This is a genomic window from Agrococcus sp. AC640b (genome assembly GCF_979255995.1).
On record NZ_CEEDMM010000011.1, the window covers coordinates 21,708 to 35,086 of the forward strand.

Consider the following 13,379-nt stretch of genomic DNA (forward strand, 5'->3'; position numbering starts at 1 on the left):
TTTCCTCAGCGTTCGTTGTCGGTTCCGACGGTACGACCGGGCGCCGACGCCGTGGTCGAGACACGCCGCGCGGCGAGGATGCCGAGATGCGGATCCGCTCGGGTGCGTCGCGTCGGTCAGGGACGCGCGACGGGATGCATCGGCGCGCTCACGTCGAACGTGCCTGCCGTCGCGGGATCGGATCCTGCGATGAGCGTCTCGAGCACGACGGCCTTGAGCCCCGACTCCTCCGCGCTCCCCCACACGACGCGCTGCCCCGACGCGAGCGTCATCGTGACGTCGTCGCTCGTCGTCGCCGTGATCGTCGCCACCTGGTCGCGCAGCGACTGCGGCATCGCCACGAGCGACTGGGCGATCGCGAGGTAGGCGTCGGAGTCGACCTCGACGTCCTCGAGCCTCGGCAGCTGCGTGCCATCGGGCATGCCGAGCTGCACGCCGGCGGGGTCGAGCATGACGTCCTGCCCGTCGACCGACGCGACGACGACCGGCTGCCGCTCCACGACGCGCACGACGATCGTGCCAGGCGGCACGACGTCGACGACGAACGACTCGAGGCCCGTGAAGCGCTCGAGGTCGTCGCGCACCCCGGCATCGGTCACCGTCGCGATCGGCTGGCCGAGCTGCCCGGCGAGCGCCGCCTGGATCGCGACGGCGTCGACGCGCTGCGTGCCCTGCACCTCGATCTCGCGCACCGCCATGAGCGGCGAGTGCACGAGGCCGACGAGCAGCGCGAACGCGCCCGCGAGCGCGCCGACGACGACGAGCGCCCTGCGCAGCCGTCGCCGCGAGCCCGCCGTGAACCTGCGCACCTCCGACCGCTCCGCACGGCGCCGTGCTCGATCCGCCTGCCGCGCCGTTGCCTGCACGCGCTTCGACTCGGCGCGGTCGATGCGCAGCTGCCGCAGCTCGGCCTCGCGCAGCAGCCGATCCGTGCGGCTCGCGTGCGACTCGCTGCGCCTGCGGCCCTTCGCCTGCGCCACGATCGGCGCATCCGCCACCTCGCTCGTGCGCGCAGCCGCCTCCTCGACGACCTCGGGCTCGGGACGCTCCTCGGGCTCCGGAGGCCGCTCGGGCTGCCGCGGAGGCCGCGGGGGTCCGTCGAACCCCTCCGGCCGCCTCACCCGTCGCCGTCCGTGGCCTCGAGCGAGGCGAGCAGCTGCGGGATGATGCGGTAGACGTCGCCGCACGACAGCGTCATCACGAGGTCGCCCTCGCGCGCGATCTCGCCGACGCGGTCGGCGGCCGCCTGCCAGTCGGGCAGGAAGTCGACGCGGCCCGCATCGTCGAACGCGCCCGAGACGAGCGCGCCCGTGACGCCAGGGATGGGGTCCTCGCGTGCGCCGTACACGTCGAGCACGATCGTGTGGTCGGCGAGGCGCTCGTAGGCGCTCGCGAACTCGCCTGCCATGTCGCGCGTGCGCGAGTACAGGTGGGGCTGATGCACGGCGATGAGCCTGCCCCCGCCCAGCACGGTGCGCGCCCCCGACAGGGCAGCCTCGACCTCGGCAGGGTGGTGGGCGTAGTCGTCGAACACGCGCACGCCGCGTCGCTCGCCGTGCGACTCGAAGCGTCGACCCGTGCCGCGGAAGCCCGACAGCGCGCGCGCCGCGTCCGCGGGGGCGATGCCGAGCTGCAGCAGCGACGCGAACGCGCCCGCCGCGTTGATGGCGTTGTGCCTGCCGACGACGTCCATCGCGATCTCGTGGCGCTCGCCAGCGTGCTCGACCGTGCAGCGGATGCCGGCGCCCGTGGCGATGTCGGCGACGCGCACGTCCGCGTCCGCAGCCTCGCCGAACGTCGTGACCCGCTCGTGGTGCAGCAGCGCGCGCACACGCGCGGCGCCTGCGTCGTCCGACGAGATGACGACGGCCTCGGACGCTGCGTCGGCGAAGCGCGCGAACGCCGCGTCGAACGCCTCGGGCGTGCCGTAGTGGTCGAGGTGGTCGGTGTCGACGTTCGTCACGAGCGCGACGGCGACGTCGTAGAGCAGGAAGGAGCCGTCGGACTCGTCGGCCTCCAGCACGAACAGGTCGCCGGTGCCGTGCCCGCTCGAGCCGCCGAGGCCTGCGATCGTGCCGCCGTTGACGTAGCCGGCGCCCGCATCGAGCCGATGCAGCGCCCACACGAGCATGCCCGTCGACGTCGTCTTGCCGTGCGCACCCGCGACGGCGACGAGGCGCTTGCCGCGGGCGAGCAGGTGCAGCGCCTGCGAGCGGTGCAGCACGGGCACGCCCCGCTCCTGCGCTGCGACGAGCTCGGGGTTCGTCGGCCACAGGGCGCTCGTGACGACGACCGCGTCGACGTGGGCAGGCAGGTTCGCGGCGTCGTGGCCGATCGCGACGGCCGCGCCGTGCGCGACGAGCGCGTCGACGGTCGCCGACCCCGAGCGGTCGGAGCCGGACACCGCGACGCCCTCGTCGAGCAGCATGTGCGCGATGCCGGACATGCCGCTGCCGCCGATGCCGATCATGTGGACGCGCTCGATCGCATCCGGGATGGGCTGGGTCAGGTCGGGCTCGATCACGATGCCTCCTCGCTCATCGACGCTCCTGCATCGCCTCGTGCACGAGGTCGCACATCCGATCGTCGCCGTCTGCGATGCCCGAGCCGCTCGTGGCGGTGGCCATCGCCGCGACGCGGTCGCGATCCGCGAGCAGCGGCACGAGCGCATCCTGGGCCCAGCCCTGCGCGAGCAGGCCGTCGTCGACGAGCATCGCGCCGCCCGCAGCGACCTGGTCGTGGGCGTTGAGCGCCTGCTCGCCGTTGCCGAAGGGCAGCGGCACGTAGACGGCGGGCAGCCCCACGGCCATGAGCTCGCTCACGGTGAGGCTGCCTGCACGGCACACGACGAGGTCGGCGGCCGCGTACGCCAGGTGCATGCCGTCGAGGTACTCCACGGCGACGTAGTGCTCCACGGTCGCGGGCTCGAAGTCGGTCTGCCTGCCTCCGGAGAGGTGCAGGATCTGCCAGCCGGCATCGACGATCGCGCGCGCGGCCGCGACGATCGCGCGGTTGATGGAGCGCGCGCCCTGCGAGCCGCCCGTCACGAGCAGCGTGGGCCGGTCGGGGTCGAGCCCGAGCGTCTGACGCGCCTGGTCGCGCAGGCCGGCACGGTCGAGCGTCGTGATCGAGCGCCGCAGCGGCATGCCGACGACGGTGCCCTGCAGCGTCGTCGGCTCGTACGTGAGGCCCACGTGCCGGCTCCAGCGCGCCCCGAGCCGGTTCGCCATCCCGGGCCGTGCGTTGGCCTCGTGGATGGCGATCGGCACGCCGGAGCGATGCGCCGCGCGGTAGGCGGGCGCGGAGGCGTAGCCGCCGAAGCCGACGACGACGTCGACCTCGCGCTCGGCGAGCAGGTCGCGCACGCGACGCACGGTCGGCGCCCACGAGCGCGCGAAGCGCACCGCTGCCGCATCGGGCCTGCGCGGGAAGGGCAGCTTGGGGATCGTCACGAGCTCGTAGCCGGATGCGGGCACGAGCTCGCGTTCGAGTCCCTCGTGCGTGCCGAGCACGACGATGCGCGCGTCGGGCTCGCGCTCGCGCAGCCGGTCGGCCGTCGCGAGCAGCGGATTCACGTGACCGGCGGTGCCACCGCCGGCGAACAGGTAGGACGCCATCACCGACCAGTCTGACGCAGTCGCGCCTCGTTCCGTGCGAGCGACAGCACGATGCCGATCGCGAGCAGCGCGGCGATGAGCTGCGACCCGCCGGCCGAGATGAGCGGCAGGGGGACGCCGAGCACCGGCAGGAGCCCCAGCACGACGGCCACGTTCACGATCGCCTGGCCGACGAGCCACACGAGCACGCCGCCCGTGACGATGCGCGTCATCGGCTGCGTCGCGTCGCGGATGATCCGCAGCAGCGCGACGGCGAGCACGACGAACAGCAGCAGCACGACGACGGCGCCCACGAGCCCGAGCTCCTCGCCGATGATCGCGAAGATGTAGTCGTTGTCGGCCTCGGCCAGCCACATCCACTTCGCGCGCGAGTTGCCGAGCCCCACGCCGAACAGGCCGCCGTTCGACAGCGCCCACATGCCGTGCAGCTGCTGCCAGCACGTGTCGTAGTAGTCCTGGTCGGTGTTCTGGCAGCCGACGAAGAACGACTCGAGTCGACGCACGCGCGAGTCGGCCGACAGCAGCACGGGCACGGCCGCGACGCCTGCGGCGACGGCCGGCAGCACCAGATGCCACCACTTCACGCCCGCGAACCACATCGTGCCGAGCACGAGCATCGCGAGGATGATGACCGTGCCGAAGTCGTTGCCCTCGAGCACGAGCAGGATGAACGCGCCCGCGACGGGCAGCACGGGGATCCACGCGTGCAGGAAGCGGCGGCCGAGGTCGTCCTTCAGCACGAAGATCGCGGCGATCCACACGCACAGCGCGAGCTTGCCGAGCTCGCCGGGCTGCAGCGTGAAGCCGGCGATCGACAGCCAGTTGCGGTTGCCGTTGATGACGATGCCCAGCGGCGTGAAGACCACGAGCGCCTGCAGCGCGATCGCGAGCAGGATGCCCGGCCACGCCACCCGGCGCCACCACCTGGCGGGCACGCGGCTGGCGATGAGCATGAGCGGCACGCCCACGAGCGCGAAGACGCCCTGGCGCTGGAAGGCGCCGAGCATGCTGCCGTACTCGGCTCGGCTCTCGATCGCCGACGACGACAGCACCATGACGAGGCCGAAGACGACGAGGAAGATCGTCGTGCCCGCGAGCAGGAGCTCGTTCGCCGACACGACGGGGAAGAGCCGTCGCAGCCGCACGACCGCGCTGCTGCCTCGCCCGGCGACCGCCGGCGTCGGAGGCGCATCCACCACCGTGGTGGCCATGGGCTCCTCCGTCCTCACGCCTGCTGGGCGCGAACCGCCTCCTGGAACCTGCGGCCCCGGTCGGCGTAGTCCCGGAACTGATCCATCGATGCGGCCGCAGGAGCCAGCAGCACCGTGTCGCCGCTCGTCGCGTGCACCAGGGCAGCCGTCACCGCCGTCCGCATGACCTCACCAGTGTCGGGCTCGTCGACCTCGACGACCGGGATGCCGGGCGCGTGTCGCGAGAACGCGGCGACGACGGCAGCCCGATCGGCGCCGATGACGACGGCTGCGCGGAGCCTGGGCGCGTGCCGCTCGACGAGCTCGCCGACGTCGGTGCCCTTCAGCAGCCCGCCGACGATCCACACGACGGGGTCGAAGGCGGTGAGCGATCCGTTGGCCGCGTGGGGGTTCGTCGCCTTCGAGTCGTCGACGAAGCGGATGCCTCCGATGTCGGCGACGAGCTCGGTGCGGTGCCGGTCGAGCCGGAACGAGCGGATCGCGGCGCGGATCGCGTGCGGCTCGACGCCGACGGCCCGCGCGAGGGCGGCGGCGGCGAGCACGTTCTGCGCCATGTGGGGGCTCGCGAGCCCCGCGACCTCGAGGTCGTCGAGCGTCGCGAGCTCGAGCGCCTGCGCGTGCCGGTCGTCGAGGAACGCGCGGTCGGCGAGGATCCCCTCGACCATGCCGAGCTCGGAGCGTCCCGGCATGCCGAGCCCGAAGCCGATGGCGCGGCATCCCTCGACGACGTCCGCCTCCTCGACCATCGCCATCGTCGCCGGGTCGGCGACGTTGTAGACGGCGGCGACGCGTGCGTTCCTGTACACCTTCGCCTTCGCGGCGCGGTACGCGTCGGCGCCGCCGTGCCAGTCGAGGTGGTCGGCGTCGAGGTTGAGGCACACGGCCGAGTGCGGCCACACCTCGCCGAGCGCGTGCAGCTGGAACGACGACAGCTCGACGACGAGCACGTCGAAGCCCTCGGGGTCGCGCCCGTCACCCCGAGGCCGAGCACCACGGCGCGGATGCCGCTCCAGTCGTCGCGCCAGCTCGTCAGCGCCGTCAGGTCACGGGACAGGATGGATCACCCAATCGAGGTAGAAGAGGCCGACGGCGAGCGCCACGAAGAGCCCAGAGACGATCCAGAACCGCACGACGATGCGGATCTCGGCCCAGCCCTTCAGCTCGAAGTGGTGGTGCAGCGGGCTCATGAGGAAGATGCGCTTGCCGCGGGTGAGCTTGAAGTAGATGCGCTGCAGGATGACGCTGCCGGTGACGACGAGCGGCAGGCCGGCGATGAGCACGAGCAGCAGCTGCGTGTGCGTGAGGATCGCGAGACCGGCGAGCGCGCCACCGAGGCCCAGCGAGCCGACGTCGCCCATGAACAGCTGCGCGGGGCTCGTGTTGTACCAGAGGAAGCCGATGAGCGCGGCGGCGAGGCATGCGGCCACGACGGCGAGATCGAGCGGTGCCTGCACCGGGTAGCAGCGGTACAGGTCGGCGTCGACGGCGCCGCCTGGCACGACGGCGTCGAGCGCGCCGCCGAGGCACGCCTGCCCGTTCTGCCAGAAGCCGATGAGCACGAACGCCGACGCGGAGAAGATCGTCGAGCCCGACGCGAGGCCGTCGAGGCCGTCGAGCACGTTCACGGCGTTCGACGTCGCGACGATGATGAACACGAACCAGAGCACGGCGAGGCCGATGCCGACCACGAGCCCGAGCCTCGTGAGGTCGAGCCACTCGATGTCGCGCACTGCCGAGATCGCGGTCGACGCCGGCGTCTGGCCGTGCTGGTCGGGCAGCTGCAGCGCGAGCACGGCGAAGACGATGCCGACGGCGACCTGACCGGCGATCTTCTGCCAGCCGCCGAGGCCGAGCGACTGCTTCTTGCGCACCTTCAGGTAGTCGTCGAGGAAGCCGACGGCGCCGAGTCCCACCATGAGCAGCAGCACGAGCATCGCTGGCGCGCTGGGGTAGTTGGGCACGCCGTCGAAGGAGCCCACGAGCTTGCCGCCGAAGTACCCGACGATCGTCGCGACGATGAAGACGAGGCCGCCCATCTGGGGCGTGCCGCGCTTCGTGTGGTGCGACTGCGGCCCATCGGCACGGATGAACTGCCCCCAGCCGAGGCGCGTCGCGAGCCGGACGTAGAGGGGCGTCGCGACGAGCGCGAACACGAGCGAGATCGTCGCGGAGACGAGCAGCACGATCATGCGACCCCTCCGATCGCATCGCCGAGGTCCTTGAGCCCGGCCGACAGGGACGACTTCACGAGCACGACGTCGCCTGCCTCGAGCGTGGCGCGCAGGAGCGCGAGCGCCTGCTCGCTCGTGTCGACGTACGTCGTGTCCTGCCCGAACGACGACTCGTGCTCCGCCGCGTCGTGGACGGCCTTCGCACCGGCGCCGACGACGACGAGCCTGTCGATGCCGAGTCGCACGACGAGCCTGCCGACGCGATCGTGCTCCTCGACCTGGCTCTCCCCCAGCTCGGTCATGGCGCCGATGACGGCGACGGATCGGGCCGCGGCGCCGCGGGAGACGTGCGCGAGGGTGCGCAGCGCGGCTGCCATGGAGTCGGGGCTCGCGTTGTACGAGTCGTTGACGACGACGACGCCCGTGTCGGGTCGCAGCAGCTCCATGCGCCACCGCTCCGCACGCACCATCGACTCGAGGGCCGAGATGGCGTCCGGCATCGCGATGCCGAGCTCGTCGGCGACCGAGAGGGCTGCGAGGGCGTTCATGACGTGGTGCTCGCCGAGGATGCGCAGCGTCATCGGCCACGACTGATCGCCGCGTCGGATCGTGGCGCTCGTGCCGTCGATGGTCGACGTCACGTCGTCTGCGACGAGCCCGTCGCTGCCGGGGGCCGCCGCGTCGGCGAGGCCGAACCATCGCACGCGCGCGTCGGTGTGCTCGGCCATCCAGGCGACGCGGTCGTCGTCGCGGTTGAGGATCGCCACGGCCGTCTCGGGGAGGTCGCGCACGAGCTCGTGCTTCGCGCGCTGCGTGCGCTCGACGCCGCCGAACTCGCCCGCGTGGGCGAGGCCCACCTTGAGCACGACGGCGACGTCGGGCATCGCGAGCGAGACGAGCGCGGCGATGTCGCCCTCGCGGCTCGCGCCGAGCTCGAGCACGAGGAAGCGCGTCGAGCCGGTCGCGCGCAGCATCGTCATGGGCGCGCCGACCTCGTTGTTGAACGACTTCACGGGGCTGACGGTCTCGCCGTGCCGCTCGAGGATGGCCTGCAGCATGTTCTTGGTCGTCGTCTTGCCGTTCGACCCCGTCACGCCGATGACGGTGCAGTGCTCGCGCACGCTCGCGACGACGTGGGCGGCGAGCGCCTGCAGCGCCGCGAGGCCGGAGTCGACCACGACGTGGGGCACGTCGTCGTCGATCGCGCGCTCGCAGACGACGAGCGCGGCGCCGGCGGCGACGGCGATGCCGACGAAGCGGTGGCCGTCGGTGACCTCGCCTGGCATGGCGACGAAGACGTCGCCGACCTCGACGAGCCTCGAGTCGGTCTGCACCGAGCCCGTCACGAGCACGTCGGCGCCCGTGAGCGACCCGCCGACCACGCGCGCGAGGTCGGATGCCTGCAGCGCGATCACTCGGTCCAGCCCGCCTCGTGCAGCGCCAGGATCGCCTCGTCGCGGGCGACGAAGGGCTCGCGCACGCCTGCGACGTCGCGGTAGTCGGCATCGCCGGGTCCCGCCCACAGGATGGTGTCGCCGTGGCCGGCGATGGTGACGGCGAGACGGATGGCGTCCTCCTCGGGGCTCACCTCGTGGACGCGGGAGGCATCGACCGCCCTCGCACCCTCGAGGATCTGCGCGCGGATGCTCGCGGCATCCTCCGTGCGCGGGTTGAAGTCGGTGACGACGAGCTCGTCGGCGAAGGTGACGCCGATCCTGCCCATCTCGGCGCGCTTCGTCGCGTCGCGGTCGCCGTCGGCGCCGAAGACGAACACGAGCCTGCCAGGCGTGACGCGCCGCAGCGCCTCGAGCGTGTGCTGGAAGGCGTCGGGGCTGTGCCCGTAGTCGACGAACACGGCAGGGCCCCGCTCGCCGGAGACGCGCTCCATGCGGCCGGGCAGCGTGGGGCGCACGCCGCGCGAGAGGGACTCGGCGATCGCGTCGATCTCGAAGCCGTCCTCGACGAGCATGAGGATCGCGATCGCCGCATCGACGGCGAGGTGCCTGCCGATGAACGGGATCTCGACCGTGACCGTGCGCTCGCGCCCGACGAGCGCGAAGCGCGTGCCGTCGAGGCGCTCCTCGAGCACCTCGACGCGCCAGTCGGCCTCGGCGTCGGTCGACGACACCGTCGTGACGGGGATGCGCGTCTCCTGCGCCACGCGCCTGCCCCATTCGGAGTCGACGCACACGACGCCGCGCTCTGCGCGGTCGGGAGCGAACAGCTCGAGCTTGACGGCGAAGTACGCCTCCATGGAGCCGTAGTCGTCGAGGTGGTCGTGGCTGAGGTTCGTGAACGACACGACGTCGAACTCGACGCCGTCGATGCGGTGCCGCTCGATCGCCTGCGCGCTCACCTCGAGCACCGCGGCGCGCACGCCGGCCTCGCGCATGCGCGCGAGCAGCGCGTGCAGCTCGCTCGCCTCGGGGGTCGTGAGCTTCGACGTGACGATCTCGTCGCCGACGTGCCGCTCGGCGGTCGTCGACAGGCCCGTGACGAACCCGAGGTCGGCGAGCAGCCCCTCGAGCATGAACGCCGTCGACGTCTTGCCGTTCGTGCCGGTGATGCCGTACAGCTTGGGCGCGTCCTCGCGGGTGCGGTAGACCCACGCGGCGATCTCGCCGAGCGCTGCGCGCGGCTCGTCGAGCACGATGATGGGAGCGTCGACGCCTGCGACGTCGACGCCTGCGCGGTCGGTGACGACCGCGACGGCGCCGCGGGCGACGGCGTCGGCCGCGAACTCGGCTCCGTGCCTGCGCAGCCCGGGCAGCGCGGCGAAGATGTCGCCGGGTCGCACGTCGTGCGACGCGTTCGTGATGCCCGTGACCTCGACGCCATCCGCGTCCCCGACCGTCTCGAGCGCGAACTCGTCGACGAGCGCGCTGAGAGGTCTGGGCGTGGGGTGCTCGGGCCTCAGGATCGGCGGGACGACTCCCTCCACCGTTCCCCCGTCCATGTCAGTCGGTCCATTCGAGCGGCAGGTCAGGGGCCTGCGACGTGCTCGGCGGGATGTCGTACTCCCGGATCAGGACACTCACCATATCGTGGAACAGCGGGATGGCCGCCGCGCTCGTGCGCTCCGTCTGGGGCAGGTCGAGCTGCACGTAGACGACGAACTGCGGGTCGTCGGCAGGGAAGACGCCCGCGGTCGTCACGATGCGCTGCACGGGGTCGTAGCCGGCCGCAGGGTCGAGCACGACCTCCGCGGTGCCGGTCTTCGCCGCGACGCGGTAGCCGGGGATGGGGAACTGCACGGCGCCGTAGTCGGTGACGACGTGCTCCATCATCTGCAGCAGCGTGTCGGCCGTGTCCTCGCTCACGACGCGGTTCGAGGTCGCGTCCGGCTGCTCGACGACGGTGCCGTCGGCGAGGGTGCACGAGTCGACGAGGCTGATGTCCTGACGCACGCCGCCGTTCGCGATCGCCTGGTAGGCGCCCACGAGCTGCATGGGCGTGACCTGGATGCCTTGGCCGAACAGGACGTTGAGCTGCGTCTGCGCGTCGAGGCCCGTCGGGTTCGCCGAGAGCGGGAAGGCCTCCTCGCCTGGGAAGCCGACGGTCTGCTCGCCGAAGCCCATGGCAGCGAGGTAGTCGAAGTAGTCGCCGCGGTCCATGTCCTGCGCGAGCTGCACCATGCCGACGTTCGAGGAGTTCACGAGGATGCCCGTCGTCGTCCACGGCTCGTCGGGGTGGGAGTGCGCGTCCTGCACGCGAACGGGGCCGTCCGGGTCGTAGCGCCACGGCACGGTGTGCTCGTCGTCCGGCTGCACGAGGCCGAGGTCGAGCATCGCCGCCATCGCGACGGTCTTGAAGATGGAGCCGGGCTCGATGCCCTGCGTGAAGGCGAAGGAGCCGCGGAACTCGGATGCGGTGCCCGCGGGATCGTTGGGGTCGACCGAGGGCGTCTCGGCGACGGCGACGAGCGAGCCGTCGGTGCGGGCGACGATGACGTTCGCGTGCTGCGCCTGGTACTGCTGCCGGTACTGCTCGGCGAGCTGCTGCGCCTGGAACTGCACGTCGGCGTCGATCGTGAGCGCGAGCGTGCCGCCGTCGGCGGACTCGCGCGTCACGACGGTGCTGCCGGGGATGGGGGTGCCGTCCTCCGCGCGCTCGAAGGTCTGCGTGCCGTCGGTGGGCGCGAGGCACGTGTCGTCCTCGGTCATCTCGAGGCCCGCGAGCGGCCCGTCGGTGCCCATGAAGCCCACGAGGTTGCCGCCCACGGCTCCGGACGGGTAGATGCGCTGCGGGTTCGAGCGCATCGTGACGAAGCCGATGGGCAGCTCGGTCTGCAGGTCGCGCATCTGCTGGTACTGCGTGCCGTCGAGGCCGCGCGCGAGCACGAGGTAGTCCGAGGTCTCGTCCTCCTGGAGCGCCGCGTTCACCGCTGCCTGGTAGACGAGCGGGTCCTCGCCGGTGATCGCCGCGAGCCGCTCGAAGATCTCGCCGCCCGTGACGACCTCGCCAGCCGGCAGGCCGTCGTTCTCGGTGAGGTCGTGCACGAACTGCGGCGAGATCGTGAGATCCCACCGGTCGACGGTGCCTGCGAGCACCGTGCCGTTCGCATCGACGATGTCGCCGCGCGTGCCGTGCAGCGGCACGGACGCCCCGACGCGACCGGCGGCCTCGGCGTTCAGCGCCTCGGCCCGGACGAGCTGGATGTCCACGAGCCGCACGACGCATGCGCCGACGAGGGCGACGATGACGACGCCCGTGAGGACTGCTCTCAGACGCGTGTGGCGCCCGATGCGCTGGATCGACGGCACGGATCCCCTTCCCGCGGGTTGCTCCCGCGTGCGACGGCTCGCTGCGACGGTAGCCGCGACTAGCCGCCGACGCCGGGTGCCACGCCCTCGGCGGGCAGAAGCATCCCCGGGTACGGCTCGGGCTCGGCGGGCTCCTCGGCAGCGACGGGTGCGGGCGCGGGCTGCGTCGACTGCACGAGCTCGTTGCCGACGAGCAGGCCGCCGTCGGTCGTCGTCGTGGGCTGCTGCATGTGCAGCGCGTCCGGGCCGCCGACGATCGTGCCGGTCGACAGCTGCACGAACTGGCTCGCCTGACCCTGCACCATGCCGAGCTCCTCGGCGGCGAGCGCGACCTGCTGCGGCGACTCGAGCGTGTCGAGCCGCTCCTGCAGCGTCTGCTCCTGCCTGCCCAGCGACGCGGAGGTCGACTGGAGGCCTGCGATCTCGTATGCGCTCTCGCCGATCGCCATCGACAGGCCCAGCTGTCCGAGGATGATCGCGCCGAGACCGGCGAGGGCCACGACGCCGTGGGCGACGCTCGGAGCGCGGCGCACGCTGGGCCGCGGCAGCGCGACGAGTCCCCGCCGTCGCTCGTGGGCGCGATCCGGCGTCTGCTCCGGCTGTGCGTGGACGGATGGCAGCGCGCTCATGCTCCTCCTCCGATGCGCTCGGCGGCTCGCAGCCGCACGGGGATGGATCTGGGGTTGCGTGCTCGCTCGGCCTCGTCGGCGACCTCGGCGCCGCGCACGAGGAGGCGGTAGGGCGCCGCGTGCTCGGGCAGCGGGAAGGGCACGTCGAGTGGCGTGGCGTCGGTCGTCGCGTCGCGCAGCGCGTGCTTCACGATGCGGTCCTCGAGCGACTGGTAGGCCATGACGACGATGCGTCCGCCGTCGCCGAGGGCGTCGAGCGCCGCGGGGATCGCACGCTCGAGCACGCCGAGCTCGTCGTTGACGACGATGCGCAGCGCCTGGAAGACGCGCTTGGCGACGTGCCCCTGCTTGCGGGCGGCGGCGGGCGTCGCGGCGTCGAGCACGTCGACGAGGTGCGCGCTCGTGACGATGGGGCGCTGCTGCCGCTCGCGCACGATGGCGCGCGCGTAGCGGCTCGCGAGCCGCTCGTCGCCGTAGCGGTGCATGATGCGCGAGAGCTCGCGCTCGTCGAGGGTCGCGACGAGGTCGGCGGCCGTCGTGCCCTCCTGCCCCATGCGCATGTCGAGCGGCGCGTCCTTCGAGTAGGCGAAGCCGCGCTCGGCGTCGTCGAGCTGCAGGCTCGACACGCCCAGGTCGAACAGGATGCCGTCGAAGCGGTCGACGCCCGCGTCCTCGAGGGACTCCTCGAGCTCGTCGTAGACGTGCTGCACGATGCGGATGCGGTCGCCGAAGCGTGCGAGGCGCTCCCCCGCGAGCCGGATGGCGTCGGGGTCGCGGTCGATGCCGACGACGGTGAGGCCGGGGTGCCGCTCGAGCAGCCGCTCGGCGTGGCCGCCCATGCCGAGCGTCGCGTCAACGACGACGGCGCCGTCGCGGGCCGCGGCGGGCGCGAGCAGCTCGAGGCAGCGCTCGAGCATGACGGGGGTGTGGAGGGAGCTGGCGTCCATGATGCGCAGGGCCCGAGCTGCGACTCCCGGATCCTCATCCG

10 protein-coding genes and 1 pseudogene are annotated in these 13,379 nt (G+C 72.4%); all 11 read right to left on the minus strand.

Annotated features, from left to right (window positions below; genetic code table 11):
* Positions 1-116: 116 nt before the first annotated feature.
* The 11 genes and pseudogenes from ACZ6H8_RS06165 to rsmH all read right to left on the minus strand — a co-directional run bounded on the left by ACZ6H8_RS06165 (position 117) and on the right by rsmH (position 13,338).
* Positions 117-1,121: a cell division protein FtsQ/DivIB gene (locus ACZ6H8_RS06165; protein ID WP_464145527.1), complete on the minus strand. Its 1,005-nt coding sequence runs from the start codon at positions 1,119-1,121 to the stop codon at positions 117-119.
* Positions 1,118-2,524, minus strand: a complete 1,407-nt coding sequence (gene murC / locus ACZ6H8_RS06170; RefSeq protein ID WP_464145529.1) for a UDP-N-acetylmuramate--L-alanine ligase — start codon at positions 2,522-2,524, stop codon at positions 1,118-1,120. The genes ACZ6H8_RS06165 and murC overlap by 4 nt, the downstream gene beginning before the upstream one ends.
* Positions 2,525-2,537: 13 nt before the next feature.
* A complete protein-coding gene (locus tag ACZ6H8_RS06175; RefSeq protein ID WP_464145531.1) occupies positions 2,538-3,617 on the minus strand; it encodes a UDP-N-acetylglucosamine--N-acetylmuramyl-(pentapeptide) pyrophosphoryl-undecaprenol N-acetylglucosamine transferase in 1,080 nt (359 codons plus the stop codon).
* Entirely contained in the window at positions 3,617-4,828 is a 1,212-nt protein-coding gene (ftsW, locus tag ACZ6H8_RS06180) for a putative lipid II flippase FtsW (protein ID WP_464145534.1), read from the minus strand. The genes ACZ6H8_RS06175 and ftsW overlap by 1 nt, the downstream gene beginning before the upstream one ends.
* Positions 4,829-4,842: 14 nt before the next feature.
* Positions 4,843-5,796: pseudogene (gene murD, locus ACZ6H8_RS06185) on the minus strand (UDP-N-acetylmuramoyl-L-alanine--D-glutamate ligase); the annotation flags it as partial.
* A gap of 75 nt (positions 5,797-5,871) precedes the next feature.
* The gene (mraY, locus tag ACZ6H8_RS06190) at positions 5,872-7,017 is read right to left on the minus strand and encodes a phospho-N-acetylmuramoyl-pentapeptide-transferase (RefSeq protein ID WP_464145536.1); all 1,146 of its coding nucleotides are present in this window, start codon (positions 7,015-7,017) and stop codon (positions 5,872-5,874) included.
* Entirely contained in the window at positions 7,014-8,414 is a 1,401-nt protein-coding gene (locus ACZ6H8_RS06195; RefSeq protein ID WP_464145538.1) for a UDP-N-acetylmuramoyl-tripeptide--D-alanyl-D-alanine ligase, read from the minus strand. Before ACZ6H8_RS06195 ends, mraY begins: the two co-directional genes overlap by 4 nt.
* Positions 8,411-9,940, minus strand: coding sequence for a Mur ligase family protein (locus tag ACZ6H8_RS06200; RefSeq protein ID WP_464145540.1), 1,530 nt, complete (start codon positions 9,938-9,940; stop codon positions 8,411-8,413). The genes ACZ6H8_RS06195 and ACZ6H8_RS06200 overlap by 4 nt, the downstream gene beginning before the upstream one ends.
* Positions 9,941-9,956: 16 nt before the next feature.
* Positions 9,957-11,762 (minus strand): peptidoglycan D,D-transpeptidase FtsI family protein, encoded by a 1,806-nt coding sequence (locus ACZ6H8_RS06205; RefSeq protein WP_464145542.1) that lies wholly within the window; start codon positions 11,760-11,762, stop codon positions 9,957-9,959.
* Between the two features lie 59 nt (positions 11,763-11,821).
* Entirely contained in the window at positions 11,822-12,391 is a 570-nt protein-coding gene (ftsL, locus tag ACZ6H8_RS06210) for a cell division protein FtsL (RefSeq protein ID WP_464145544.1), read from the minus strand.
* A complete protein-coding gene (gene rsmH, locus ACZ6H8_RS06215; RefSeq protein WP_464145546.1) occupies positions 12,388-13,338 on the minus strand; it encodes a 16S rRNA (cytosine(1402)-N(4))-methyltransferase RsmH in 951 nt (316 codons plus the stop codon). Before rsmH ends, ftsL begins: the two co-directional genes overlap by 4 nt.
* Between the last annotated feature and the right edge of the window lie 41 nt (positions 13,339-13,379).

Bases quoted from the DNA above. Each gene is read 5' to 3' on its own strand.
- ACZ6H8_RS06175 (WP_464145531.1), bottom strand. From the start codon at position 3,617: ATGGCGTCCTACCTGTTCGCCGGCGGTGGCACCGCCGGTCACGTGAAT.
- mraY (WP_464145536.1), bottom strand. From the start codon at position 7,017: ATGATCGTGCTGCTCGTCTCCGCGACGATCTCGCTCGTGTTCGCGCTC.
- ftsL (WP_464145544.1), bottom strand. From the start codon at position 12,391: ATGAGCGCGCTGCCATCCGTCCACGCACAGCCGGAGCAGACGCCGGAT.
- rsmH (WP_464145546.1), bottom strand. From the start codon at position 13,338: ATGGACGCCAGCTCCCTCCACACCCCCGTCATGCTCGAGCGCTGCCTC.
- ftsW (WP_464145534.1), bottom strand. From the start codon at position 4,828: ATGGCCACCACGGTGGTGGATGCGCCTCCGACGCCGGCGGTCGCCGGG.